The sequence below is a fragment of the Tabrizicola flagellatus genome (genome assembly GCF_046295235.1).
In the GTDB taxonomy this organism is placed as follows: domain Bacteria; phylum Pseudomonadota; class Alphaproteobacteria; order Rhodobacterales; family Rhodobacteraceae; genus Tabrizicola; species Tabrizicola flagellata_A.
Genome location: NZ_JBKBLV010000007.1, coordinates 36,936 through 61,262 on the forward strand (window position 1 = coordinate 36,936; position 24,327 = coordinate 61,262).

General features: G+C 68.3%; 23 protein-coding genes and 1 pseudogene. 20 read left to right on the plus strand and 4 right to left on the minus strand.

The genetic code is table 11. The features are described 5' to 3' along the window. From ACK4IU_RS04245 to ACK4IU_RS04255, 3 genes are all read right to left on the minus strand, one after another. Nucleotides 1–970: ABC transporter permease (locus ACK4IU_RS04245; RefSeq protein ID WP_409731989.1), on the minus strand; the 970-nt coding region annotated here is incomplete at its 3' end. Next, nucleotides 960–2,495 (minus strand): ABC transporter ATP-binding protein, encoded by a 1,536-nt coding sequence (locus tag ACK4IU_RS04250; RefSeq protein ID WP_409731991.1) that lies wholly within the window; start codon nucleotides 2,493–2,495, stop codon nucleotides 960–962. The genes ACK4IU_RS04250 and ACK4IU_RS04245, both read right to left, overlap by 11 nt. Next, nucleotides 2,492–3,505, minus strand: coding sequence for a BMP family protein (locus tag ACK4IU_RS04255; RefSeq protein WP_409731993.1), 1,014 nt, complete (start codon nucleotides 3,503–3,505; stop codon nucleotides 2,492–2,494). Before ACK4IU_RS04255 ends, ACK4IU_RS04250 begins: the two co-directional genes overlap by 4 nt. 264 nt (nucleotides 3,506–3,769) lie before the next feature. Here ACK4IU_RS04255 and ACK4IU_RS04260 point away from each other — a divergent pair, with 264 nt between their 5' ends. After that, the gene (locus ACK4IU_RS04260) at nucleotides 3,770–4,435 is read left to right on the plus strand and encodes a GntR family transcriptional regulator (RefSeq protein ID WP_409731995.1); all 666 of its coding nucleotides are present in this window, start codon (nucleotides 3,770–3,772) and stop codon (nucleotides 4,433–4,435) included. On the opposite strand, the gene ACK4IU_RS04265 is transcribed toward ACK4IU_RS04260, so the two are convergent. Further along, nucleotides 4,432–5,139 carry a type 1 glutamine amidotransferase gene (locus tag ACK4IU_RS04265; protein WP_409731997.1) on the minus strand — a complete coding sequence of 236 codons (708 nt, stop codon included), beginning with the start codon at nucleotides 5,137–5,139 and terminating at the stop codon, nucleotides 4,432–4,434. The two genes, ACK4IU_RS04260 and ACK4IU_RS04265, sit on opposite strands and share 4 nt — an antisense overlap. 61 nt (nucleotides 5,140–5,200) lie before the next feature. Between ACK4IU_RS04265 and ACK4IU_RS04270 the strand changes: the two genes are divergently transcribed. The 19 genes and pseudogenes from ACK4IU_RS04270 to ACK4IU_RS04360 all read left to right on the plus strand — a co-directional run bounded on the left by ACK4IU_RS04270 (nucleotide 5,201) and on the right by ACK4IU_RS04360 (nucleotide 24,282). Then, on the plus strand, nucleotides 5,201–6,457 hold the full coding sequence (locus tag ACK4IU_RS04270; protein WP_409731999.1) for a cytochrome P450: 1,257 nt from the start codon (nucleotides 5,201–5,203) through the stop codon (nucleotides 6,455–6,457). 15 nt (nucleotides 6,458–6,472) lie between these two features. After that, entirely contained in the window at nucleotides 6,473–7,765 is a 1,293-nt protein-coding gene (locus ACK4IU_RS04275) for a glutamine synthetase (protein ID WP_409732001.1), read from the plus strand. 9 nt (nucleotides 7,766–7,774) lie between these two features. Next, on the plus strand, nucleotides 7,775–8,089 hold the full coding sequence (locus tag ACK4IU_RS04280; RefSeq protein WP_149589625.1) for a 2Fe-2S iron-sulfur cluster-binding protein: 315 nt from the start codon (nucleotides 7,775–7,777) through the stop codon (nucleotides 8,087–8,089). A 147-nt stretch (nucleotides 8,090–8,236) separates the two neighbouring features. After that, the gene (locus ACK4IU_RS04285) at nucleotides 8,237–9,025 is read left to right on the plus strand and encodes an inositol monophosphatase family protein (protein WP_409732003.1); all 789 of its coding nucleotides are present in this window, start codon (nucleotides 8,237–8,239) and stop codon (nucleotides 9,023–9,025) included. Nucleotides 9,026–9,096: 71 nt separating this feature from the next. Next, the gene (locus ACK4IU_RS04290; protein WP_409732005.1) at nucleotides 9,097–11,070 is read left to right on the plus strand and encodes an aminotransferase class V-fold PLP-dependent enzyme; all 1,974 of its coding nucleotides are present in this window, start codon (nucleotides 9,097–9,099) and stop codon (nucleotides 11,068–11,070) included. 129 nt (nucleotides 11,071–11,199) lie between these two features. Beyond that, nucleotides 11,200–11,652 carry a homoprotocatechuate degradation operon regulator HpaR gene (gene hpaR / locus ACK4IU_RS04295; RefSeq protein WP_409732007.1) on the plus strand — a complete coding sequence of 151 codons (453 nt, stop codon included), beginning with the start codon at nucleotides 11,200–11,202 and terminating at the stop codon, nucleotides 11,650–11,652. A gap of 94 nt (nucleotides 11,653–11,746) precedes the next feature. Next, the gene (locus ACK4IU_RS04300; RefSeq protein WP_409732009.1) at nucleotides 11,747–12,991 is read left to right on the plus strand and encodes a glycerate kinase; all 1,245 of its coding nucleotides are present in this window, start codon (nucleotides 11,747–11,749) and stop codon (nucleotides 12,989–12,991) included. Nucleotides 12,992–13,437: 446 nt separating this feature from the next. After that, entirely contained in the window at nucleotides 13,438–15,069 is a 1,632-nt protein-coding gene (locus tag ACK4IU_RS04305; protein ID WP_409732011.1) for a GMC oxidoreductase, read from the plus strand. Next, nucleotides 15,069–15,830 (plus strand): SDR family NAD(P)-dependent oxidoreductase, encoded by a 762-nt coding sequence (locus ACK4IU_RS04310; RefSeq protein ID WP_409732013.1) that lies wholly within the window; start codon nucleotides 15,069–15,071, stop codon nucleotides 15,828–15,830. The genes ACK4IU_RS04305 and ACK4IU_RS04310 overlap by 1 nt, the downstream gene beginning before the upstream one ends. A 78-nt stretch (nucleotides 15,831–15,908) precedes the next feature. After that, complete coding sequence (gene fabD / locus ACK4IU_RS04315; protein WP_409732015.1) at nucleotides 15,909–16,838, plus strand: ACP S-malonyltransferase; 930 nt, start codon at nucleotides 15,909–15,911, stop codon at nucleotides 16,836–16,838. 11 nt (nucleotides 16,839–16,849) lie between these two features. Next, nucleotides 16,850–17,587 carry a 3-oxoacyl-[acyl-carrier-protein] reductase gene (gene fabG / locus ACK4IU_RS04320; protein WP_409732017.1) on the plus strand — a complete coding sequence of 246 codons (738 nt, stop codon included), beginning with the start codon at nucleotides 16,850–16,852 and terminating at the stop codon, nucleotides 17,585–17,587. A 139-nt stretch (nucleotides 17,588–17,726) separates the two neighbouring features. Next, a complete protein-coding gene (locus tag ACK4IU_RS04325; protein WP_128515501.1) occupies nucleotides 17,727–17,960 on the plus strand; it encodes an acyl carrier protein in 234 nt (77 codons plus the stop codon). Nucleotides 17,961–18,197: 237 nt separating this feature from the next. Continuing rightward, on the plus strand, nucleotides 18,198–19,145 hold the full coding sequence (locus ACK4IU_RS04330; RefSeq protein ID WP_409732020.1) for an arginase family protein: 948 nt from the start codon (nucleotides 18,198–18,200) through the stop codon (nucleotides 19,143–19,145). After that, nucleotides 19,142–19,459 (plus strand): hypothetical protein, encoded by a 318-nt coding sequence (locus tag ACK4IU_RS04335; RefSeq protein ID WP_409732022.1) that lies wholly within the window; start codon nucleotides 19,142–19,144, stop codon nucleotides 19,457–19,459. The genes ACK4IU_RS04330 and ACK4IU_RS04335 overlap by 4 nt, the downstream gene beginning before the upstream one ends. A 27-nt stretch (nucleotides 19,460–19,486) precedes the next feature. Beyond that, a pseudogene (locus ACK4IU_RS04340) lies at nucleotides 19,487–19,807 on the plus strand (DUF2268 domain-containing putative Zn-dependent protease); the annotation flags it as partial. A gap of 226 nt (nucleotides 19,808–20,033) precedes the next feature. Beyond that, nucleotides 20,034–21,293, plus strand: coding sequence for a beta-ketoacyl-ACP synthase II (gene fabF / locus ACK4IU_RS04345; protein ID WP_409732024.1), 1,260 nt, complete (start codon nucleotides 20,034–20,036; stop codon nucleotides 21,291–21,293). A 2-nt stretch (nucleotides 21,294–21,295) separates the two neighbouring features. Next, entirely contained in the window at nucleotides 21,296–22,474 is a 1,179-nt protein-coding gene (gene mltG, locus ACK4IU_RS04350; protein WP_409732026.1) for an endolytic transglycosylase MltG, read from the plus strand. A 190-nt stretch (nucleotides 22,475–22,664) separates the two neighbouring features. Continuing rightward, nucleotides 22,665–22,994, plus strand: a complete 330-nt coding sequence (locus ACK4IU_RS04355; protein WP_409732028.1) for a hypothetical protein — start codon at nucleotides 22,665–22,667, stop codon at nucleotides 22,992–22,994. Next, on the plus strand, nucleotides 22,987–24,282 hold the full coding sequence (locus ACK4IU_RS04360) for a DNA-packaging protein (RefSeq protein ID WP_409732136.1): 1,296 nt from the start codon (nucleotides 22,987–22,989) through the stop codon (nucleotides 24,280–24,282). Before ACK4IU_RS04355 ends, ACK4IU_RS04360 begins: the two co-directional genes overlap by 8 nt. Nucleotides 24,283–24,327: the final 45 nt, after the last annotated feature.

A 24,327-nucleotide genomic window follows, 5' to 3' on the forward strand; every position in this document is an offset into this window, starting at 1 on the left:
TGTCGGCGATATAGGTTGGCACGCCCGCCGCCCGGCTCATCGCGTCCGATCCGACGAAGATCCCGGCCACGAAGATCGCCGTCAGCACCACGCCCAGAGGGTGCAGCAGCGCCAGCATGGCGACGATGATGCCCGTGTAGCCGAAGCCGGGCGACAGGTCGGACGACAGGTGCCCCTTCAGCCCCGCCACCTCGGACCAGCCGGCCAGCGCGGCCAGGCCCCCCGACAAGAGCGCGGTCTTGACCAGCACCGTATTGACCGGCATGCCCGTGAATCGCGCGGCCTCGGGGTTCTGGCCCACGGCGCGGATCTCGAATCCCAGCGTGGTGCGGGTCTGGATCACCCAGACCACGACCGCCGCGATGATCGCCAGCGCAAAACCCCAGTGCAGCCGCAGACCAGTCACGATGCGGGGCAGGCGGGCCTCGGGGAACAGGGCCGGGGACTTCGGCCAGCCCATCCCCATGGGATCCTTCATCGGCCCCTCCAGCAGGTAGCTGACGAAGAGGAGCATGATGAAGTTCAGCAGCAGCGTGGTAACCACCTCGTCCACCCCGAGCCGGGTTTTCAGAAGGACCGGACCCAGCAGCAGCGCCGCCCCGGCCAGCATTGCGGCGAGCGCCGACAAGGGCAGGACCAGCGGACTGCCGAGCGCCCCGGTGCCCAGAACGACCGCGACGATCGCCCCCGCATAAAGCTGCGCCTCGGCGCCGATGTTCCACAGCTTCGCCCGGAAGGCGACCGCGACGGCGAGGCCGGTGAAGATCAGGGGCGTCGCGCGGTTCAGCGTCTCGAGGATCGCGAGCTTCGACCCCAGCGCGCCCTTGGCGATCTGGCCGAGGACGGCGAAGGGGTTCGCCCCGGCGATCAGCGCAAGCGCCATGGCGACGCCCAGCGTGGCGACCAGCGCGAGCGCCGGCAGGCCGAGGCGCCGCGCGGCCGAGGGGTTGGGAATGGGTTCAAGCCGCATCCGCATCCCCGAACTTCTGCCCGGCCATCCAGAGACCCAACTCCGCCGCCGTCATCGTCCCGCGCGGGAATCCGGGCGACAGGCGACCTTGAGACATCACATGAATGATATCCGACAAGCCCATGATTTCGTCCAGGTCTTCGGAAATCAGCAGCACCGCCGCCCCCCGGTCGCGCGCGGCGATCAGCTGGCCCTGCACATAGGCGATCGCGCCCACGTCCAGCCCCCGCACCGGCTGGTTCGCGAGGATGATGTCAGGCCCCGGCGCCATGGCGCGGCCCAGGATCAGCTTCTGCATGTTCCCGCCCGACAGGAGACGGATGCGCGTCGATGGCCCCGGGCAGCGCACATCGTAGTCCTTGATGATCCCTTCCGCGAAGGCCCGTGCCGCGCGCCAGTCCATCCAGCCGCGCCGGGAAAAGCGGCTGCGATAGGCCTCCAGCACTGCGTTCTCGGTCAGGTCGAAATCGGCGATCGAGCCCTGGTGGTGCCGGTCCTCGGGGATCCGCGCCACGCCGCGTGCCAGCGCCTCGCCCGGCGACCAGGCCTTCGGCTCTTCCCCGTGCAGCGACAGGTGCCCCGCCGCAGGCACGGCCAGCCCGCCGACGATCTCGGCCAGCGCCGCTTGACCGTTGCCCGACACCCCGGCAAGCCCGGTGATCTGCCCCGCCCGCAGTTCCAGCGTCACCGCCTTCAGCCCCGGCGCTGCCCCGCGGTCGGGGGTCGAGACCCCCTCCAGCCGCATCAGCACCGGTCCCGGCGCCCGCGCATCGGCGCGCGGCAGGGACAACTCTCCCCCCACCATCAGCGCCGCGAGCGCCGCCTTGTCGGTGGCGTGCGTATCGACCTCGCCCACCACGCGGCCATGCCGCAAGACGACGCAGCGGTCGGCGATCGCCATGACCTCGTGCAGCTTGTGGCTGATGAAGATGACCGACAGCCCCAGCGCCGTCGCCTTGCGCAGGGTGGCGAAGAGCGCATCCGATTCCTGCGGCGTCAGCACGGCGGTCGGCTCGTCGAGGATCAGGATGCGCGCGTCGCGGTAAAGTGCCTTCAGGATCTCGACCCGCTGGCGTTCGCCGACCGACAGGCGGCCGACCTTGGCGTCAGGGTGGACGGCCAGCCCGAAATCGCGCGACAGACGCTCCACCTTCGCCCGCGCGCCGCCGTGCGAGCGCGACCAGAGGCTTTCGGTGCCGAGCGTGATGTTCTCCAGCACGGTCAGGTTGCCGGCCAGCGTGAAGTGCTGGTGCACCATGCCCACCCCCGCCGCCAGCGCCGCGCGCGGGGTGCCGGGCGGCAGCGGCTGGCCGAAGACCTCCACCGTCCCCTCGTCGGCCACATAGTGCCCGAAGAGAATGTTCATCAGCGTGGTCTTGCCGGCGCCGTTTTCCCCAAGCAGGGCCACGACCTCGCCGCGCCGCAGGGTCAGGCTTACCGCATCGTTCGCGGTCAGCGCGCCGAAGCGCTTGGTGATGCGGTCGAGGCGAAGGACGACCTCCGCCTCCGCTGGTCCGGTGGTCACGACGACTTCGGCTCGGTGTCGTCGATGGTCACGGTGAAGCTGCCGTCCCTGATCGCGGCTTCCTTCTCGGCCACCAGCGCCATGATCTCGGCCGGGACCTTGCCCTCGAAGGAGCCGAGCGGCGCCAGCGAGCAGCCGCCCGCCTTCATGTAGGAATAGACGCCGTAGTTGTCGGCCTTGAAGGTGCCCGCCTGCACTGCGGCCACGGCGGCGTTCAGCGTCGGCTCGAAGTGCCACAGCGCCGAGGTGACGACGGTTTCGGGGTAGTCGGCTTGGGTGTCGATCACGTTGCCGATGGCCAGCACGCCCCGTTCCTTGGCCGCGTCCGACACGCCGAAGCGTTCAGCATACATCAGGTCCGCGCCGCCATCGATCATCGCGAAGGCGGTTTCCTTGGCCTTGGGCGGATCGAACCAGGACCCGATGAACGAAACCTGGAACTTCGTGTCCGGCTTCACCTCGCGCACGCCCGCCATGAAGGCATTCATCAGCCGGTTGACCTCGGGGATCGGGAAGCCGCCGACCATGCCGATGTTGCCCTTGGTCATCCCGCCGGCGACGATGCCCGATAGGTAAGCCGCGTCCTGGATGTAGTTGTCGAAGACCGCGAGGTTCGGGTTCGCGGCCTCGTCCGGCATGAAGGAGGACCCCAGCAGGAAAGCCACGTCCGGGTATTCCGCGCAGACCTCGCGCGCCTCGGCCTCGGCGCCGAAGATCTCGCCCACGATCAGCTTGACGCCGGCCTCGCAGTATTCGCGCATGACGCGGGGATAGTCGGTGTTGGCCACATTCTCGGTGTAGGTGTAGTCCACCGTCCCGGCGGCCTTCAGCGCCTCGGCCGCGATGTGGATGCGGCTGACCCATTGCTGTTCGACCGGCACCGTGTAGATGCCCGCCATCCTTACCGGATCCTGCGCCATCGCCATGCGCGGCAGGTTCGCCGCGACCGAGGCCGCCGCCCCGCCCATCAAGAGCCCGCGACGCGAGACCGTGAAGCTTCCCTTGGTCATCTTGTTGCCCATCCCTGTTGCTGGTGTCCGGTTATATTTTTACCAAAAGGTAAAACTCTTTCCCGATTCGTTACAAGCAGCAGTTTAGCCGCGCTACGCCCGCCTGCGCGGCGCGGTGTGCAAAGCACCCGACTGGCGAAAATTGTTGCACCGCAAACCGTTGTCTGTCGTCCTGAAAGCAGTTTGTGAAACCGGCTTGCCTCGAAGGGAGGGCATCGACCTGCCCGATGCTCCGTGGCAGGGTCCGGGGAAGGAGACGACGCGATGACCATTCCCTTTGCCGGCCCGCAGATCCCCGCTCTGGTCCAGCGCATCCTGGAGCGGATCGACCTTGGCCAGCTGAACCCCGGCGATCTTCTGGACGAGGCCGAGTTGGCCGAGGCGCACCGGGTCTCCCGTACGCCGGTGCGCGAGGCGATCCTGTATCTGGAGGCGCTTGGCCTCGTCCGGCGCCTGCCGCGCAAGGGGGCGACGATCTTCCGCCCGACGCTGGAAGAGTTCCTGGCCATCCTCGAGGTCCATGCCAAACTGGAGGGCCAGGCGGCGGGCCTGGCCGCGCGGCGCCTGTCGCGGCAGGGGGCCGAGGATCTGGAGGCCGCCGTCCGCGCCTGCGAGGCGAAGGCCGAGGCCAACCCGGACAGCGACCCGGACGGCTATTACCAGCTGAACCTGCGTTTCCATGCCTGCGTCGCCACGGCCTCGGGCAATGGCGTGCTGCTGGAAAGCCTCAAGACCAATGCGCGGCGGCTGCTGGCCTACTACCGGGCGCGCTATCGCTTTGCCGGCGCGATCCCTGCCTCGGCGGCCGAGCATCGCCGGATCGCGCAGGCGATCTTCGACCGCGATGCCGCCGGGGCCGAGGCGCTGATGCAGGCCCATGTCCAGTTCGACCAGGTGACGGCGATGGACCTGCTGGCCGCCCTGTCCTAGCGGTTCGCCTGCTCGAAGAAACGCGCGATCCATTCGGCGAAGCGGGGGCCCTCGGTGCCCTGCGGCAGCGAGGCGCGCGCGTCCCGGCCGACCGGATCGGGAAATTTCGGGGCGAATTCCTCGACCAGCGCCGCAAGGAATCCGGGCGTCATTTCCGGGTGATACTGGGTGGCAAAGACCCGGTCGCCGATCCGGTAGCAGGCCGCGGGGCAACCGGGCGCGCGCCCGATGACCTCGGCCCCCGGAGGCAGGTCCGTCACCTGCTCGCCATGCGCGGCCGCAAGCCGGAATCGGTCCACCGGGTCCATCCAGGGGGCGGAGGCGATGACCTCGGTCTCGGCGGTTCCCAGCACGAAGGGGCCGGGATTCGGCCCCACGGTCCCGCCCAGGGCCTTGGCGATGGCCTGGTGTCCGAAACAGGCCCCGGCCATGGGCTTGCCCGCGGCAAAGGCATCACGGATCAGCTTCAGAAGCCGGTCGATCCAGGCCTCGTCATCATGGACCGATGAGGGGCTGCCGCCGATCAGGAACCCGTCAAAGCCCTGAATATCTGCGGGAAACTCGCCCTTCGGCAGATCGAAGGCCGTCACCGTCCATCCAGGCCGGACCGCATGGATCAGGCTGCGGAACTTCTCGACATCGCGCGGATGGCGGGCCGCGAAGGCGCTGTCGTCGGTGTTCGTGGCCAGCACAGCGATATGCATGAGATTTCCCTTTACATATTTAACATGCGTATCATTATGCAAAAGCAGGGGAGGGGCAAGCATGACGATCTGGGTGCCGAACGATGACGGCTATGCCGACCTGACCAGCCACGACACCTTCGTGCAGGGCGCGCCGCACAACACCTTCGCGCGCCTGCGGCGCGAGGACCCGATGCACTGGACCGACTATGCGCAAGGACAGGGCTTCTGGTCCGTGACCCGGCACGCGGACATCCTGCGCCTGAACGGCCAGCCCGACCTTCTGTCCTCGGCCCGCGGCATCCGGATGGAGGATCAGAGCTACGAGGAATACCTCGCGCGCCGCACCTTCCAGGAAACCGACCCGCCTGAACACATGCTGACGCGGGTGAAGGTGGCGAAGGCCTTCTCCAGGCCGGTGATCGCCGGGTTCGAACAGGCGATCCGCGACCTGTGCACGGCGATCCTCGATGCCGCGCTGGAGAAGGGCACCTTCGACGCCACCAGGGAGATCGCCCGCGAACTGCCGATGCGCATGCTGGGCCGCATCGTCGGCCTGCCGGACGAGGACCTGCCCTGGCTGGTGGAAAAGGGCGATGCGCTGATCGCCAACACCGATCCCGATTTCACCAGCCATGTGCTGGACAAGCTGACGACCGACGAATTCCGCATGATGCCCTTCAACTCTCCGGCGGGGGCGGAGCTTTACGCCTATGCGCGCGACCTGATGGCGCGGAAGGAGGCCGCGGGGGACACCTCGGGCGTGCTGCACATGATCCTGCAACCGGGTCACGACGGGTCGGTGATGCCCGAGCACGAGTTCCGCAACTTCTTCTGCCTGATCGTGGCGGCGGGCAACGATACTACGCGCTATTCCATCGCCGCCGGCATCCAGGCTCTGGCGCATCAGCCCGAGCTTCTGCCCTTGATCCGCTCGGGCGCCGTGGACGAGACCATGGCGGACGAGATCATCCGCTGGGCCAGCCCCACCGCCTATTTCCGCCGCACCGCCACCCGCGATTTCGAGATGCACGGGCGCCAGGTCCGGGCCGGCGACAAGGTCCTTTACTGGTTCGCCTCCGCCAACCGCGACGAGACGGTGTTCGACCAGCCCTTCCGCGTCGATCTGGCGCGCAGCCCGAACAAGCACCTCGCCTTCGGCCAGGGGGGGCCGCATCTCTGCCTCGGCATGTGGCTGGCGCGGCTGGAGGTGCGCGTGCTGTTCCAGGAACTGGCGAGGCGCATCAAGTCCGTCGAGCCGGCCGGAGAGCAGAAGTTCCTGCGCTCGAATTTCGTGGCCGGACTGAAAAGTCTGCCGGTGCGCGTGACGCTGCACTGACCAAGGGGGGATGACATGGCCGACCGCCTGCGCGCGATGTTCTGCGACCACCTCAGCCTGATGCGGGGCAAGTACCTGCCTGCGCACAAGCTGAAATCCGACGGCACGCGGCTGGCGCGGCCGACCTTTTCCGTCCATTGGGACAAGGATCTGATCCTCGACGCCCCCCATACGAAATGTCGCGAGGGCATCCCGGACATGGAACTGCGCTGGGTCGCCGAGGAAATCCGCGACGGCTGGGAGCCCGACACCAGGGTCGTCACCGGCGATCTTTACGACAGCGAGGGCCAGCGCATCCCGCTCTGCCCGCGCGGGGCGCTGAAACGCGCGGTGGCCGACTGGGCGGCGAAGGGTCTGACGCCGAAGGTCGGGATCGAGCTGGAAGCCTATGCCTTCGAGATCGCCGAGGACGGCAGCGTCGCGCCGATGCGCGCTCAGGGCGGCGTCGTCTATGGCACCGGCCCCTTCGCCGATCCAGCCGGCTTCACCGATGCGATTTGGCAGCGGGCCGAGGCGGCGGGCTTCCGGCTGGAGCTGATCACCGCCGAATACGACACGCCGCAGTTCGAATTCACCCTGGCCTATGACGAGGCGGTGCGTGCGGTGGACGAGATGGTCCTTTTCCGCCAGATGGCCCGCGAGGTGGCGCTGGACCACGGCATCCTGTTGACCTTCCTGCCGAAACCGATCCCGGAAAAGGGCGGCTCGGGGCTGCATTTCAATATTTCCTTCGCAGACAGGACCGGGGCGAACGCACTGATGACCGGGCCGAAGGGCGGGCCGGGGCACATGAACGATCTGGCCAGGGGCGTCGTCGCGGGCTGGCTGCATCACCACAAGGGGCTTGCGGGACTTCTGGCGCCCACGGTCGGCAGCTACCTGCGGCTGCAACCCGCATCGATGTCGGGCTACTGGTGCAACTGGGGCGGCGACCATCGCGGCGTCACGGTCCGCGTGTCGGAAGAGGGCGGCCCCAAGACGCGGCTGGAACACCGGATGGCCGATGCCAGCTGCAACCCCTATACCGCGCTGGCCGCGCTGTTGCAGGCCGGCCGGCTGGGGGTGGAGGCGGGCCACGCGCTTCCCGCGCCCGAGGCCGGCGACGGCTTCGACCGCACCGATGCCGGGCATGGCGTGGCCGGGTCCCTCTCCGAGGCGATGGACGATCTGGCCGCCGATACCGCCCTGGCACAGGCGCTGGGCCCCGAACTCGTGGAGCATCACCTGTTCATGAAGCGGATCGAGGTGGACAAGACCGCGGGCCTCGAAGGCGCGGCGCTGCGCGACTATTACATCTGGTATGTCTGAGGGCCCGCGATGCACGCCACCTGGAAACTGGCCGATGGCCGCGAGATCACCCTGGACGTGCCGGAGGGCGAAAGCCTGATGCAGGCGGCGACCCGGCACGGCGTGCCCGGCATCATCGGCGAATGCGGCGGCTCGCTGTCCTGCGCGACCTGCCACGTCGTCGTCGATCCCGCCTGGGCCGACCGCGCCGGCCCGCCCGGCGCCTTCGAGGAGGACATGCTGGACATCACCGAGGCCGGGCGCGAGCCGACCTCGCGCCTGTCCTGCCAGATCCGGATGAGCGCGGCGTTGGACGGGATCGTCGTTCGGGTGCCGCAGGGCTGACCCTTCCCCCGGCATCGCTCGTCGATGCCTTCGGCACTCCTCGCTGGTGCCCCCGACGAGAAGGCGAAGCCGCACGAGGAGGGCAGCTTGTCTTTCGCCGGTGATGTGGTCCAGCTAGCCTGACACGGCCAGCCAGAGGATGCGCCCATGACCGACCCGATCGACCTTGACCGCCTGTCCAAAATCCTGACCGAAGCGGGCACGCAGGCACTGGGCTTCTTCGACAGGCTCGCCGACCGTGCCGTCGCGGCCAAGGCGCCCGGCGACCTCGTGTCGGACGCCGACCGGGCGGTCGAGGCGACGCTCCGCCGCCTTCTGGCCCACGACTTCCCCGGCGACGGCATCCTGGGCGAAGAGATGGGCGGCACGTCGAAGGGTCGCTTCTGGGCCGTGGATCCGATCGACGGCACGGCGAACTTCCTCTCCGGCCTGCCGTTCTGGACCATCTCCATCGGCTTGATGGACGCGGGCCGCCCGCTTGCCGGCGGCATCATCGCCCCGGCGCTGGGATTGATGGCGGTGGGCAGCGCCGGTGGCCCTCTGCGCGAGACTGGCCTTGCCCCCGGCTCTCGCGCCGCGATGCCCGGCTGCATCGGACTTGGCCGCAACCCGCGCTGGCCGGTGGCCGACCGCCATGCCGTCGAGGCCGCCTGCGAGGCCGCGGGCCTTGCGCCGCGCGTGGTCGGCTCCTGCGCGCTGGGGCTGATGCTGGTCGCGAGCGGACGGCTGGCCGGCTATGTCGAGGCCCGGGTCGGCGGTCTCTGGGATTGCGTCGGGGGCCTTGCGCTGTGCAGGGCCGCCGGCCTGCCGACCGCCTTCCGGACCCTTGCAGACGGCACGGTGGACCTTTTGGCGGGCGAGGTGTTCGGGCTGGTCGAAGGCAGGCCCTGGGCCGCGGATCTGGTGCCGGGAGATCTCCAGACTTTTCAAGCTTGAAACATCTTGAGGCCGCCCGGCACTTCCCCTAACCTGCCGGGGCGCGAACCGGGCGGGAAGGACGGGATCACTTGGCCACGAACAGCACGGCGGGGGGCTATTTCCTCTATCATTCCATCGGCATCTATCCGGGCAAGGAGGACGACCTCGCCCGCGCGATGGCCGAGTTCTCGGCGGTCTGGTCTGCCCCGGATGACAGGCAATGGGGCTATGTGCTGCGCAAGCGGCAGGATTTCATCGACCGCTGGCGGCGGCTGATCAACGTCCCCAAGGGCAGCCTGACCACGGTGGACAACGTGACCGAGGGGTTGCAGAAGATCCTCCGCGCGCTGCCGGAAGGGATGCTGTGCGGGAAACGGGTGCTGGCGGCGGCGGACTGTTTCCCCTCGCTGCATTTCCTGTTGCAGGGTCTGGCGCCGAAGCTGGGGTTCACGCTGACCACGGTGCCGCTGTCCGAAGGCCGCGCCTGGGTGGAGACCGAGGACTTTATCGCCCACTGGGGCCCGGATGTGGGGCTGGCGCTGCTGACCTGGGTGACCTCGATCGGCTCGTCGAAGATGGATTATCCGGCGCTGGTCGCGCATGGCCGGGCCATGGGCAGCCTGATGGTCGCCGACATCACCCAAGGCGCTGGGCTGATGCCCTTCGATGCGATGAACCCGAAAGTGGATTTCGTCGTCTCGACCAGCCTGAAATGGCTGTGCGGCACGCCCGGCGCGGGGATCCTTTACGCCGACAAGGACCTGATCCCGATGCTGACGCCGGAAGGGCGGGGGTGGTTTTCGCAGAACAACCCCTTCTCCTGGGACCTCGACAGGTTCGACTACGCCCCCGACATCCGCCGCTTCGACACCGGCACGCCGGGGTCGGTGGCCGCGCTGGCCTCGCTGCCGGCGCTGGAATGGTTCTCGAAGCAGGACCTGACCGAGGTCGCCGCGCACAACCGCCGCCTGGTGGACCGGGTGATCGAAAGGGCAGACCGGTTGGATTTGCCGCTGCACTCTCCACGTGACGCCGACCGGCGCGGCGGCGCGGTGATGATCCGCATGCCCGACAAGGCCGAGGCCGCGGCCTGCGTGGGGGCCTTGGGGGTCGAGGGCTATTCCGTCGATTTCCGCGGCCCGATCCTGAGGATGTCGCCGGGCTTTGTGACCGAGGACCGCGCGGTGGATGCCGTCTTCGACCTGGTGGAAGAGGTGATGGCCCGCCGCCGCAGGCGGTTTGCGGGGCAGGGGGATAAGACGGGCAATCCGGCAGAGGTTCTGTCGGCCCTGACCGCCGGTCTTGCCGGCGGGGGCGTGCGGGTGGTTGACCTGACCGCCCAGCTTGGCCCCGAAACCCCGATCCTGCGCCTGCCCGAGGATCTCGCCCGGAACACGCCCAAGGTCGCCATCCACCGGATCAGCGCCTATGACAAGGACGGTCCGTTCTGGGCCTGGAACTGGCTGGAACTGGGCGAGCACTCGGGCACCCATTTCGACGCGCCGCATCACTGGCTGTCGGGGCGGGACCACCCGGACGGCTTCACCGACACGCTGTCGGTCCAGCGCCTGATCGCGCCGGCCAATGTCATCGACTGTTCGGCCGAGGCGGCGGCGGACCCGGACTTCCTGCTGACGGCCGCGCATGTGAAGGCCTGGGAGGCGCAGCATGGCGAGATCGGTCCCGGCGAATGGGTGCTGATGCGCACCGACTGGGACCGCCGCGCCCATGATGAGACGCTGTTCCTGAACGAGGACCCCGATCCTTACGAGGACGGATCGCATTCCCCCGGCCCTTCGACCGACTGTATCGACTATCTTCTGGGCAAGGGCATCGTCGGCTGGGGCAGCCAGTGCATCGGCACGGATGCGGGCATGGCCGGCAAGTTCAGCCCGCCCTTCCCGGCGCACAACTTCCTGCACCGCGACAACTGCTTCGGCCTGGCGAGCCTGTGCAACCTCGACCAGCTGCCGCCGAAGGGCGCGCTTCTGATAGCGGCGCCGCTGAAGATCCGGGCCGGCACCGGCTCGCCCATCCGCGCGCTGGCGCTGGTGCCCGGCTGAGGGCCGCGTCTTTCGACTGCGTCTCCTCCCCGGCGGTCCGCGAGGAGGGACGCAGTCGCCGACGAGCATTCGCGCTGCCGACCGATGCGCGGCATTGAGGCGCGCGGCAAAACAGGCAATAAGCGGAAGATGTCCGACGATCCCCCTTCCTTCCGCCAGACCCGCCGCTCTTTGCCGATCGCGCTGTTGCGCGCGCGGGAAACGGTGATGGGGCCCTTGCGGCAGATGCTGGCCACATCGGGCATCAACGAACAGAAATGGCGCGTGCTGCGCGTGCTTCAGGAACGCGGTCCGCTGGAACTCAGCCAGGTCGCGGCCGAGGCGGTGCTGCTCCTGTCCAGCCTGACCCGGATGATCGGACCGATGGTCGCGGAAGGGCTGATCACCCGCACCACCCCTCCCGAAGACCGCCGCAAGTCGATCGTCGCGATCACCCCGGCCGGGCTGGCCTTCGTCCAGGCCCATGCCGCGCAAAGCGCAGCGATCCTCGGTCGGATCGAGGCCGAGTTCGGCCATGAACGGCTGGAGCAGCTTCTCGAGCTCCTCGAGGATCTCCAGAAGCTCGACCTGCGCGGTCCATGACGGAAACGGCGCGCGAAACGGGCAAAACCGGTCTGCGTCCGGCCCGGATTGCGCTATCTTTTCCCGCCACGTTCCCAGCCCGGAGCCTCGGCCGATGATCCCGGACCCCGCCGCCTTCCTGCGCCAGCTTTTCGACCGCGCGGTCGAGGTGGCCGACCCGATGCGCTCGCTCGCGGGCTTCCTGCCGGAGAAGCCAGCGGGGCGCGTGGTCGTGGTCGGAGCGGGCAAGGCCAGCGCCCGGATGGCCGAGGCGGTCGAGGCCGTCTGGGGCCCCTGCGAGGGGCTGGTCATCACCCGCTACGGCTATGCGCGCCCCTGTCGCGGGATCGAGATCGTCGAGGCCGCGCATCCCGTGCCCGATGCGGCCGGGGTCGCGGCCACCGCCCGGATGCTCGAACTCCTGCGCGGGCTGGGAGAGGACGACTTTGTCCTGGCCCTGATCTCGGGCGGGGCCTCGGCCCTCCTTTGCGCCCCGGCAGAGGGGCTGTCGCTCACCGAAAAGCAGGCGGTCAACGCGGCACTTCTGGCCTCGGGCGCGCCGATTTCGGCAATGAACACGGTGCGCAAGCACCTCAGCCGCGTGAAGGGCGGCCAGCTGGCCGCCGCAGCCCATCCGGCGCGGATGCTGGCCCTGATGATCTCGGACGTGCCGGGGGACGATCCCGCCTTCATCGGCTCGGGCCCCACCGTGGGCGATGCCAGCACCCCCGACGAGGCGCGCGCGATCCTGGACCGCTGGCAGATCCCCGTGCCCCCGGCCGCGCTGGCCGCACTGGACCGGTCCGGCGTGGTGGCGCCGGGCGATCCGCGGCTGTCGCGCGTCACGAACGTGATCTATGCCGCCCCTGCCCAGTCGCTGGCCGCGGCGGCGGCACTGGCCGCGCCTCTCTCCGAGGTGCGGACGCTGGGCGACAGCCTCGAGGGCGAGGCGCGCGCGGTCGCCCGCGACCAGGCTGCCCTGGCGGTCGGCATCGCGGCGCACCTGCGCCCCGGCGACCGTCCGGTGCTGCTCCTCTCGGGTGGCGAGTTGACCGTGACTCGGCGCGGCGACGGTATCGGTGGGCCGAACGCCGAATTCTGTCTGGCGCTCGCGCTGACGCTGGAGGGCCACCCCCGCATCCATGCCCTTGCCTGCGACACCGACGGCGTGGATGGCGCGGCCGAGGTGGCGGGCGCGGTGATCGGGCCGGACACGCTGGCCACGCCCGGCGCGGCCGAGGCGCTTGCCCGCAACGATGCACACGGCTACTTCGCCCGCGCAGGGGCGCAGGTCGTCACCGGCCCGACCCTGACCAACGTCAACGATTTCCGCGCCCTCCTGATCCTGCCGCCGGGGTGAGTCCTGGTTGCGGGCATCGGCGACTGCCGGTAGGCGACCGGCGGGTCTGCGCCACTCTTCTCTCTGCTCCCGGACAGGCGGCAGCGGCGGGCCGGACCTCGTGCACGCGCGATCGCTTGCCGGCATGTCCTTGCCCAGTCCTGGAACGGGCAAGACAAGACACTTGATTCAAAGCGATTTCAAAGTCAGCCTTGCTCCAGATTTCCTATTGAAGGCATGCGGACCGAGTGGATCGAATGGCAGACGGCGGTAGGCGTGTTGTCCTGTTGCGGGCAAATTCCGGGGTGCGTCTGGTGCCTGATCTTGCGGTCTCGTTTCGGTCCTGCCCCAATCCGGCGGTTTCATGGGTGGAAAGACCGGGTCGGTCCGTCGTGCGTGATCCCCTGATGCGGGCGAGTTGAGGCGATGCTGCCGATCAAACGCGACAGTCTGCGGGACCTGTCCTGATGGCGATGCTATCCTGGATTCCAGCAGTCATTTCCGGCCAGCTGGCGGCAAAGCCCGCGCCGGGTCAGGAATGGGATGTCATCGTGATCGGAACCGGCATCGGTGGCGGTGTCGCCGGCCGCCGGCTGGCCGAAAGCGGCTTGTCGGTCCTGTTCGTCGAGAAGGGACCCCTCGGCTACCGCACGGAAAACCAGAACCTCCGCTCCGACGTGGACGACTATATCGCCCGGCAGATGCGGGGCTTCTGGCCGACCAGGATCGAGGCGCGGCTGGATGGCGGTCAGCCGCAACGCTTTTTCGCGCCGATCGGCAGCGGGGTTGGCGGCACCTCGGTGTTCTACGCCGCCGCGGCCGAGCGGCCCGCGCGGCACGACCTGGAAGGCACCGACAGCATGCCGCATCCGACAGGGGGCTGGCCGGTCGGCTATGATGCCTTCGCGCCCTATTTCGACGAGGCGGCAGAACTCTTGTCGATCCGGGGTGAGGCCGAACCCGCCTCGGGCCTGCCGGCGCCGCCTTTCGCCGCGCCGCCGCTGAGCCTTGCCGAGGCTGCGCTCTTTGAGGACCTGCGCGCGCTCGGCTTGCATCCCTACCGCGCGCACGAGGCGCTGCGCCGGGTGCCGGGCTGTGCGGACTGCCTCGGTCGCAAGTGCCCGTTGCCCTGCAAGATGGACGGTCGCTCGGCCGGGATCGAACCGGCGATGGAAACCGGACGCGCGACGCTGATGGCCAACGCATCAGTGGAGGAACTCATCGAAAGCGGTGGGCGGATCACCGAGGTCCGGGTGCGCCGATCGGGGCACGACATGGTCTTGTCGGCCCCGATCATCGTGCTGGCCGCGGGCGCGCTGCATTCGCCGCGGATCCTCTTGGGATCGACGGGGACGCATGCGGCGGGCTGTGCCAACTCCAGCGGCTGGGTTGGGCGCGGACTGATGTTCCACCTAAGCGAGATGGTCGCGTTGTGGCCCCGGCGCGGCCGGCCTGCCGTGGGCGCGACCCGCAGTCTGGCGTTCCGCGATCTGTATGCGGTTGGGGGCAAGCGGCTTGGACTGGTCCAGTCGATGGGGGTATCGGCAGACGCCGGGCAGATTGCCGCTTATCTGAAGGGTCTGATCGGGCGGTCCCGGCTGTCGCGGGTTCCCGGGATAGGTCGGGTGGCGACGCTGGCGGCCCGGGTGGGCGGCTTGCTGTTCGGCAAGGCCACGGTGCTGGTCGGTGTCCTGGAGGACCTGCCCTATTTCGAGAACCGGGTGCTGCGGCATCCCGAGGATCCCGAGGTGCCGCTGATCGAGTATCGGCTGCACGACGAGCTTCTGGAGCGGCGGGCTTTTTTCCGCCGGGTTATCCGCAGGACCCTTGGCCGGTGGCGGACGCTGCTGCTGGGTATCGGGCCGGATCTCAACTTCGGCCATCCCTGCGGCACCCTGCGCTTCGGTTCCGATCCGAAGACCTCGGTTCTGGATGCCAACTGCAAGGCGCATGATCTGGACAATCTCTACGTTGCGGATGCGTCCTTCCTGCCCACCTCGATGGGGGTCAACCCCAGCCTGACAATCGCTGCCAATGCCCTGCGGGTCGCCGACGTGATCGTGGCTCGCCTGAAAGCCGAAAGGCGGAAGGCGGTTTGATGCAGGACAGTCCGATCAGGCCGGATGCGCCCGACGCGGTGGCGGTGGTCACGGGTGCGGGCAGCGAACTGGGGCGGGCCCTTACCGCAACGCTTGCGTTGCGCGGCGTTGCGGTTGCCGGGATATCCGCCACGCCCTATCAGGCCGAGCATGCCGCGGTCCTGCCCGTCGTCGCCGATGTCCGCGACCCCGTCGCGGTGGCCGAGGCCTTCCGGACCATCCGCGAAACTCTGGGAGCGCCGACGATCCTCATCAACGGGGCCGAGGTCTATCCGCATCGCGACATCCTGGAAGAGACCCCGGACAGCTTCATGGACACGGTGCAGCTCAACCTCGGCGGGGCCTTCAACTGCTGCCACGCTGTCCTGCCGCAGATGGTGGCGTCGGGACGAGGCCGGATCATAAACATCGTGACCTTCGCCGATGTCCGGCCCGCGCCTCTGGCGGCCGGATATTCGGTCTCGAAGGGTGCGCTGCGCATCCTGACCCGGGCGCTGGTCGCCGATCTGGGCGACCGCTTTCCCGGCATCGTCATCAACGACTGGGTGCCCGGAAGCCATACCCCGCGCAAGGGCATCCCCGACGGGGTGGACCCGCGTCTTGCGGCGGAGTGGGGCGCCAATCTGGCGCTTCTGGACGACCGGTCGATCAATGGCCTCGTCTTCCTGCAGGACCGCGAGCACCTGCCGCCGCGCTCGCTGCGCGGCAGGGTCAAGGACCGCGTGCTGGGCCGGGGCAGGGTGCGGGTGCGCCTGAAGTAGCGCCTTCGACAGGACCGGGAGCGATTGCAGAACGGCGCCCATCGCGCTATCCCGGTCCCGACCGCGACAGGGGGAAACATGAGCCGCGCATTCGTCTTTCCGGGGCAGGGCGCCCAGACCATCGGCATGGGCAAGGCAGTCGCAGAGGCCTATCCGGCCGCGAAGGCCGTGTTCGACGAGGTGGATGCGGCGCTGGGAGAGAAGCTGTCCACCCTGATCTGGGAAGGCGACATCGCCGAGCTGACCCTGACGCAGAACGCCCAGCCCGCGCTGATGGCCACCTCGATCGCCGTGCTCCGCGCGCTGGAGTCCGAGGGCTTCGGCATCGACCAGGCCAGTTTCGTCGCCGGGCACAGCCTCGGCGAGTATTCCGCCCTCTGCGCGGCGGGATCGCTGACCCTGTCGGACACCGCGCGCCTGCTGCGCATCCGCGGCCAGGCGATGCAGGAGGCGGTTCCGGTCGGCGTCGGCGCCATGGCGGCACTTCTCGGCCTCGACTTCGAGACCGCGACCGCCGTCGCGCAGGAGGCCGCGCAGGGCGAGGTCTGCCAGGCCGCCAACGACAACGATCCGGCGCAGGTCGTGGTGTCCGGTCACAAGGGCGCCGTCGAACGCGCCGTGGAAATCGCCAAGGCGAGAGGCGCGAAACGTGCGCTGCTCCTGCCCGTCTCCGCCCCTTTCCACTGCGCGCTGATGCAGCCCGCCGCCCGAGTGATGGCCGAGGCGCTGGCGGCCGTCCCGATCCTGAAGCCCGCCGTGCCGGTCGTGGTCAACGTCCGCGCCGAGGCGGTGACGGAACCTGACCGGATCATGGACCTGCTGGTGGCCCAGGTCACCGGATCGGTCCGCTGGCGCGAAAGCGTACTGTGGATGGAGACCGCCGGCGTCACCGAGTTCTGGGAGATCGGTGCCGGCAAGGCCCTTTCGGGGATGATCAAGCGCATCGCCTCCGGCGCCACAACCCGGGCCATCGGCACGCCCGAAGACATCGTCGCCCTCAAGGCGTGAAGGAGAGCCCCATGTTTGATCTGACCGGAAAGACCGCACTTGTCACCGGGGCTTCGGGCGGCATCGGCGCCGAGATCGCCCGCGCTCTCCACGCCGCCGGGGCCACCCTGGGCCTGTCGGGCACGCGGGTCGAGCCGCTGGAGGCCCTGGCCGCTGAACTCGGCAGCCGCGCGCATGTGCTGCCCTGCAACCTGTCGAACCCCGAAGAGGTCGAGGGTCTGGTGAAACGCGCCGCCGAGGCGATGGGCGCGGTGGACATCCTGGTGAACAACGCGGGCATCACCCGCGACGGCCTCGTCATGCGCATGTCGGACGAGGACTGGCAGGCGGTGATCGACGTGAACCTGACCGCGACCTTCCGGCTCTGCCGGGCGGCGGTGCGCGGCATGATGAAGGCGCGCTGGGGCCGGATCGTCAACATCTCCTCGGTCGTCGGCACAACGGGCAATGCGGGCCAGGTGAACTATGCCGCCTCCAAGGCGGGCATGGTGGGTCTGTCCAAGTCGCTTGCGGCAGAGGTCGCAAGCCGCGGCATCACCGTGAACTGCGTGGCGCCCGGATTCATCGAGACGGCGATGACCGACAAGCTGAACGAGGCACAGCGCGGCGCGATCCTGGCCTCGGTGCCCGCGGGCCGGATGGGCACGCCGCAAGAGATCGCGGCCGCCGTCCTCTACCTTGCCTCGCCGGAAGCGGCCTACGTTACTGGGGCGACGCTGCACGTCAACGGCGGCATGGCCATGGTCTGAAACCGAAGCCGCGCAAGTCAGGTTAAAGCGTTTGCCATGCGCGCCGACCCTTGCTATAGGCGCGCAGGATTGAGGCCCGGGCGACCGGGTGGAACGGCAAAGGCCGGGAGTGAGCCCAGGCCAAGATAGAGGAACGGACATGAGCGACATCGCTGATCGCGTGAAGAAGATCGTCGTCGAGCATCTGGGCGTCGAAGCCGACAAGGTGACGGAATCGGCCTCGTTCATCGACGACCTGGGTGCGGACTCGCTCGATACGGTCGAGCTGGTCATGGCCTTCGAGGAAGAGTTCGGCATCGAGATCCCGGACGACGCCGCCGAGACCATCCAGACCTTCGGCGATGCGGTGAAGTTCATCTCGGAAGCCGCCTAAAGGCATTCGTCCTTTCGCGGGACAGCAGGGCACCCTTCGGGGTGCCTTTTGCTTTGGGGCTTGGCCCTTGCCCGCTGCTCGTCGAGCACTTCGTGCACTCCTCGCCGATGCCCTCCCGACGAGTGCACGAAGTGCTCGAGGAGGCGCTTGTTCAGGCGGACCGTCGCCGTCCTGCCCCTGCCGCCTTGCCAGTCCGCCTGACGCCCGCCAGTCTGGCTTGCAGCACGGGAGACCAACATGACCGGAAACTCCGCCCTTGGCACGATGTTCGGCGCGTCGAACGTGGACACCTTCATGGGCCTGCCACGCTGCCGCGACCTGTCGCGCCTCTCGGCAAGGATGGCGCTGATCGGGGCGGATGGCTGCACGCCCTATCCCAGCGTCGGCTTCTACTGCGCGGGCGGGCCGGCTGCAATCCGGGCGGCCGGGGCCCCTTACGCGGCGAACCTTGCGCACATGAACTTCGACCTCGGCGGGCCGGTGTTTCCCGGCGGCGTCTCGGCCGTGGATGCGGGCGACCTGCCGCAGGACATCGGGGACCCGGCGGGCAACCGGGCGCGGATCTTCGGGGCGGTCAGCCAGGTCCTTGACCGGGGCGGGGTGCCGATGCTGATCGGCGGCGACGACAGTCTGCCGACCCCGATGCTCGAGGCCTACGGCGCGCGGGGGCGGGGCTATACGATCCTCCAGATCGACGCCCATATCGACTGGCGCGACGAGGTGCAGGGCGAACGGCTGGGCCTGTCCTCGACCATGCGGCGGGCGTCGGAGATGGACCACATCGACGCGATCATCCAGGTCGGGCAACGCGGCATCGGCAGTGCGCGCGTGCAGGACGTGGCGGATGCGGAAGCCTGGGGCGTGGGCTTCGTTCCGGCGGGCGAGGTAGCGAGGTACGGCACAGCCCGGGCGCTGGACATGGTGGCCGAGGGGGCGGAAGTGATCGTCTGCCTCGACCTCGACGTGCTGGACCCATCGGTGATGCCGGCGGTGATCGGGCGGACGGCGGGGGGCCTTGGCTACTGGCAGGTGCTGGAGCTGATCGCGGGCGTGGCCGAGAAGGCGCGGATCGTGGGCTTCGACATGGTGGAGTTCATGCCCGACCGCGACATCGACGGACAGGGGGCTGCCGTGGCTGCGCAACTTCTGGCGGCCGTGATGGGCATCGTGGCGCGGCAGGGATGAACATGCCGGGCGCGTCAGACTGGGTGCTGCATTTTCTGGATGCTCGCGGCCGGATTGGTGCATTGCGGGCGGATGTCGAGGCCGCCGTCAACGAGGTTCGGGCGGCGCTTGGCTTGGAAGCGCCGTCCGCAGATATCGTAATCAAGGCGGCGGACTGGCCCATGCACCCTGAGTTGGCCGTCTTGGGTGCCAGTCAAGGACCTGGGCGCATCGATCTGCGTCTGGACACCGGGCAGATCGTTCAAGGCTCAGCGGAGCTTAATGCCCGGCTTCTTCGGATCCTTTTCCACGAGGCCCACCATCTGCTGCGCTAGGATGGACCGGGCTACGGGTGCAGTCTTGGTGAGGCGCTCGTGTCCGAAGGGCTGGCTCAAGTCTTCGTGCATGAAATGATGGACTGCCCGCCCGAACCAGGGGAGGTCGCGGTCTCTGCCGAAGGTTGCGAGGCATGGCGCGAACCGGCGCTGGTCGCCTTTGACGCGGAAGGCTATGACCACGAGGCGTGGTTCTTCGGCCGCGGCAACCAGCCTGACGCGCTTGGGTACGCGCTCGGGCGTCTGATGATCCTGCGTGTGCTGTCGCAGGCCCCAGGTGAGAGCGCACTGTCGCTGGCGACCCGGCCAGCCGTGTGGTTCAGGTCCAGCCTGGAGCGGCCGTTCTGAACGACGGCACACTTTTTCGGCGGCGCTCATGGGCATGGTGGACTGGCAAGCGGCAAGACGTTAAGAAACTCTGAATGTCAGAGTGTAAGTTACTGATTGCATTAAGATTGCAGTTTTTGTCCACTGTGGACACACCCGCGCGCCGCCGATCCCGCTCCCCCAAGGTTGCGCGGGTTCGGGGGGCCGTGTATCACCCTGAAAAAGCCTGGGTCCCTGGAGGAAGAGCATGCGTCGCGTCGTGGTCACTGGTCTTGGAATGGTCACCCCCCTGGCATGTGGGGTGGAGGAGACCTGGTCCCGCCTGATCGCCGGCCAGTCCGGGGCGAGCACCATCACCAAGTTCGACACCTCGAACGTCGTGACCCAGTACGCCTGCGAGATCCCGATGGGGGACGGCTCGGACGGGACCTTCAATCCCGACGACTGGATGGAGCCGAAAGAGCAGCGCAAGGTCGACGATTTCATCATATACGGCATGGCCGCCGCGGTGCAGGCTGTCCGGGACGCCGGGTGGGAGAACCCCTCGGAGGATGAGAAGCTGCGGACCGGGGTGATGATCGGATCGGGCATCGGCGGGCTGAACTCGATCGCCGAGACGGCGGTGCTGATCAAGGAGAAGGGGCCCAAGCGGGTCTCGCCCTTCTTCATCCCGGGGGCGCTCATCAACCTCGTCTCTGGGCAGGTCTCGATCCGGTTCGGCTTCAAGGGGCCGAACCATGCCGTCGTCACCGCCTGCTCGACGGGTGCGCATGCCATCGGCGACGCGGCGCGGCTGATCGCCTTCGGGGATGCTGACGTGATGATCGCGGGCGGGGCCGAGAGCCCGATCTCGGAAATCGGCATCGCGGGGTTCAATGCCTGCAAGGCCCTGTCCACGAAACGCGCCGATGAGCCGCAGAAGGCCAGCCGCCCCTATGACGCCGACCGCGACGGGTTCGTGATGGGCGAAGGCGCGGGGATCGTGGTCCTGGAGGAGTACGAACACGCCAAGGCCCGCGGCGCGAAGATCTATTGCGAGGTGCTGGGTTACGGCCTGTCGGGCGACGCCTACCACATCACCGCGCCCTCCGAGGACGGGGACGGCGGTCTCCGAAGCATGTCGGCGGCGCTGAAGCGGGCCGGGCTGGAGGCCCGGGACATCGACTACATCAACGCCCACGGGACCTCGACGATGGCCGATACCATCGAACTGGGCGCGGTTGAGCGGCTTTTGGGCGACCATGCGGCGCAGGCCACGATGTCCTCGACCAAGTCGTCCATCGGGCACCTGCTAGGGGCAGCCGGAGCGGTGGAGGCGATCTTCTGCGTGCTGGCGATCCGCGACCAGATTGCTCCGCCGACGATCAACCTGGACAACCCGGCGGTGGCACCCAAGCTCGACCTCGCGCCGAACAAGGCGGTCAAGCGCAGGATCGACGTGGCGTTGTCGAACAGCTTCGGCTTCGGAGGCACGAACGCGAGCCTCGTCCTGGGCAAGGTCCGCTAGGGATGTGGCGCTCCATCGCCTCGAACGCGCTGACGCTGTTCATCGTGATCCTGATCGCGGTGGCCGCCCTGGTCGCCTGGGGCCGCAATGAGTTTTTCGCAGCCGGCCCGCTGCAAAAGCCCATCTGCCTGGAGGTGGAGCGCGGCGCAACGCTTTCGGCGGTCAGCAGGACGCTGGAGCAGCGCGGGGCGATCACCGATGCAAGGATCTTCCGGATCGGCGCCGAATATGCCGACCGCGCTGATGACCTGAAGTTCGGCAGCTACACGGTACCGGCGGGCGCGAGCATGTCGCAGGTTCTTGAGGCGATCACGGCGGGTGGCAGGTCGACTTGCGGCCGCGATCTGAACTTCCGGATCGGGATCTCGAAGGCTGATGTGGTCCTGAGCGAACTCGATCTGGCGACCAATGCCTATTCCGAGGTGGCTCGGTTCGATGCCGGCGCCACGCCCCTGCCGCCGGAGTATCTGGAAGTCTCGGACGACCCGGCGCTGGTCTTCCGCATCACGGTGGCCGAGGGCGTGACCAGCTGGCAGATCGTGGACGCGCTGAAGAAGGCGGACTTCCTGCAAGGCGCGTTGGAGACCGTCCCACCGGAAGGCAGCCTCGCGCCTGGCGGCTATGAGGTCGAGCGGGGCACGCAACGCGCGGCGCTGATCGCCAGCATGACCGCAAAGCAGGAAGCGATCCTGGCGCAGGCCTGGGAAACGCGGGCCGCAGACCTGCCCTATGATACGCCCGAAGAGGCGCTCATCATGGCCTCGATCATCGAGAAGGAGACCGGCATCGCAGAGGAGCGCGGCCGGGTGGCCAGCGTCTTCATCAACCGCCTGCGGCAAGGGATGCGCCTGCAGACCGATCCCACGGTGATCTACGGCATCACCAAGGGCGAGGGCGTGCTGGGCCGGGGCCTGCGGCAGAGCGAGTTGCGGCGTGAGACGCCCTATAACACCTATGTCATTGATGGCTTGCCGCCGACCCCGATCGCGAACCCGGGGGCCGAGGCGATCAAGGCTGCGATGAACCCCGATGAAACGGACTATCTGTTCTTCGTGGCCGACGGCTCGGGGGGACATGCCTTCGCCGCGACGCTGGAAGAGCACAATCGGAACGTAGCCGCCTGGCGCAAGATCGAAGCGGCACAGGGGGTGACCGAAGAAAGCGGTGTACAGGGGGAGTAAGGTTAACAAAGCCTGAACATGGCGTACGGCAAGCCATTGATATGGCTGCGTTTTGTCTTGACTTTGCGGACGGTCTGATGTAACTGTTCCGGCATGCTGGAAGAAGTGTCGAAGCGGCCCGGGGGCAACCCCGTAGGCCGCTTTTCCATTTCTCTCGTGCGGGGGGCAGCATGAGGGGTGTCGGAACTAGATGACAGTGCGGTTCACGGGGGACGGGCCCACGCCAGAAGAGGTTCTGGGGAGCGCGGAACGGCTTTACGGCATGGCGGTGATGGAGCTGGAGCGCACCATCGACGCGATCCGTGCCGGCGAATTCAACGAGGTAAAGGCAGCGCAGGCAGCCATCCGCGATCTCCGCGCGACGGCCCTCGCCGTGTTGCAGGAAAGGGGAAAAGTTGACCAACTCCGCAAGCAGATCGCCGGCCATGTCGGAGCCGGAGGGGCGCTCGACCTTGACGAGGCCCGAGCTGAGATCGGGCGCCGCCTGGCTTGCCTCCGCGGTGCCGGAGGAGGTGGATGAGTTCCTGTCGGGGTTGAGCCGGAACGCGCTTCTGGCCCTGCCCTGGGTGTTCGAGTTCTGGGCCTTGCCGCACCAGTTGCCGCCGAGGGGGGCCTGGAAGACCTGGGTCATCATGGGCGGGCGCGGTGCCGGCAAGACCCGGGCGGGGGCGGAATGGGTGCGGGCGCAGGTGGAAGGTGCGGGACCTGCGGACCCCGGCAAGTGCAGGCGGGTGGCGCTGGTCGGTGAGACGGTCGATCAGGTGCGCGACGTGATGGTGCTGGGGGAAAGCGGGATCGTGGCCTGTTCTCCGCCCGACCGGAAGCCGGAGTGGCTGGCCTCGAAGAACCAGCTTCTGTGGCCGAACGGGGCGATGGCGCAGGTGTTCTCGGCCCATGAGCCCGAGGCGATGCGGGGGCCGCAGTTCGATGCGGCCTGGGCCGATGAGCTGGGCAAGTGGAAGAAGGGGGCGGAAGCCTGGGACCAGTTGCAGTTCGCCTTGCGGCTGGGCAGGAACCCGCAGCAGGTGGTGACGACGACGCCGCGCAATGTGGCGGTGCTGAAGGCGATCCTGAAGAACCCCTCGACGGTCATCACCCATGCGCCGACCGAGGCCAACCGGGCCTACCTGGCGGAAAGTTTCCTGGCCGAGGTGCAGGCGCGCTATGGGGGCACGCGGTTCGGGCGGCAGGAGCTGATGGGGGAGCTTATAGAAGAGGCCGAGGGGGCCTTGTGGACCGCCGCGATGCTTGAGGCGGCGCGGGTGGACGAGGTGCCTGTGGTCAATCGGATCGTGGTGGCGGTGGACCCTCCAGTCACGTCGATGAAGTCGAGCGACGAATGCGGGATCGTGGTGGTCGGCGCGGACACGCGCGGCGAGCCGAAGGATTGGCGCGCGGTGGTGCTGGAGGATGCCTCGGTCAAGGGCGCCACGCCCGAGGGCTGGGCAAGGGCGGCGCTGGCGGCGATGGAGCGGCATGGGGCGGATCGCCTCGTGGCCGAGGTGAACCAGGGTGGCGATCTGGTGGAGCGGCTGGTCAGGATGATCGACCCGCTGGTGCCCTTCCGGGCGGTCCATGCGACACGGTCGAAGATGCTCCGGGCCGAGCCGGTGGCGGCTTTGTATGAGCAGGGCCGGGTCCAGCATGTGCCGGGCCTCGGCGCGCTGGAAGAGCAGATGGGCAGGATGACGGCGGTGGGCTGGCAGGGCGCGGGGTCTCCGGACCGGCTGGATGCGCTCGTGTGGGCGCTGACCGACCTGATGCTGGCCCCGTTGCATGACGGCCGCCCCAGCGTTCGGTCGCTTTAGCGGATTTAGGGAATTGGCGGGTCATATGGCCGGGCGCATCAGGCA

Bases quoted from the DNA above. Each gene is read 5' to 3' on its own strand.
- hpaR (WP_409732007.1), top strand. From the start codon at position 11,200: ATGTCCGACGATCCCCCTTCCTTCCGCCAGACCCGCCGCTCTTTGCCG.
- ACK4IU_RS04325 (WP_128515501.1), top strand. From the start codon at position 17,727: ATGAGCGACATCGCTGATCGCGTGAAGAAGATCGTCGTCGAGCATCTG.
- ACK4IU_RS04330 (WP_409732020.1), top strand. From the start codon at position 18,198: ATGACCGGAAACTCCGCCCTTGGCACGATGTTCGGCGCGTCGAACGTG.
- ACK4IU_RS04300 (WP_409732009.1), top strand. From the start codon at position 11,747: ATGATCCCGGACCCCGCCGCCTTCCTGCGCCAGCTTTTCGACCGCGCG.
- ACK4IU_RS04355 (WP_409732028.1), top strand. From the start codon at position 22,665: ATGACAGTGCGGTTCACGGGGGACGGGCCCACGCCAGAAGAGGTTCTG.
- ACK4IU_RS04305 (WP_409732011.1), top strand. From the start codon at position 13,438: ATGGCGATGCTATCCTGGATTCCAGCAGTCATTTCCGGCCAGCTGGCG.
- mltG (WP_409732026.1), top strand. From the start codon at position 21,296: ATGTGGCGCTCCATCGCCTCGAACGCGCTGACGCTGTTCATCGTGATC.
- ACK4IU_RS04275 (WP_409732001.1), top strand. From the start codon at position 6,473: ATGGCCGACCGCCTGCGCGCGATGTTCTGCGACCACCTCAGCCTGATG.
- ACK4IU_RS04285 (WP_409732003.1), top strand. From the start codon at position 8,237: ATGACCGACCCGATCGACCTTGACCGCCTGTCCAAAATCCTGACCGAA.
- fabD (WP_409732015.1), top strand. From the start codon at position 15,909: ATGAGCCGCGCATTCGTCTTTCCGGGGCAGGGCGCCCAGACCATCGGC.
- ACK4IU_RS04280 (WP_149589625.1), top strand. From the start codon at position 7,775: ATGCACGCCACCTGGAAACTGGCCGATGGCCGCGAGATCACCCTGGAC.
- ACK4IU_RS04260 (WP_409731995.1), top strand. From the start codon at position 3,770: ATGACCATTCCCTTTGCCGGCCCGCAGATCCCCGCTCTGGTCCAGCGC.
- fabG (WP_409732017.1), top strand. From the start codon at position 16,850: ATGTTTGATCTGACCGGAAAGACCGCACTTGTCACCGGGGCTTCGGGC.
- ACK4IU_RS04255 (WP_409731993.1), bottom strand. From the start codon at position 3,505: ATGACCAAGGGAAGCTTCACGGTCTCGCGTCGCGGGCTCTTGATGGGC.
- ACK4IU_RS04335 (WP_409732022.1), top strand. From the start codon at position 19,142: ATGAACATGCCGGGCGCGTCAGACTGGGTGCTGCATTTTCTGGATGCT.
- ACK4IU_RS04310 (WP_409732013.1), top strand. From the start codon at position 15,069: ATGCAGGACAGTCCGATCAGGCCGGATGCGCCCGACGCGGTGGCGGTG.
- ACK4IU_RS04270 (WP_409731999.1), top strand. From the start codon at position 5,201: ATGACGATCTGGGTGCCGAACGATGACGGCTATGCCGACCTGACCAGC.
- ACK4IU_RS04265 (WP_409731997.1), bottom strand. From the start codon at position 5,139: ATGCATATCGCTGTGCTGGCCACGAACACCGACGACAGCGCCTTCGCG.
- fabF (WP_409732024.1), top strand. From the start codon at position 20,034: ATGCGTCGCGTCGTGGTCACTGGTCTTGGAATGGTCACCCCCCTGGCA.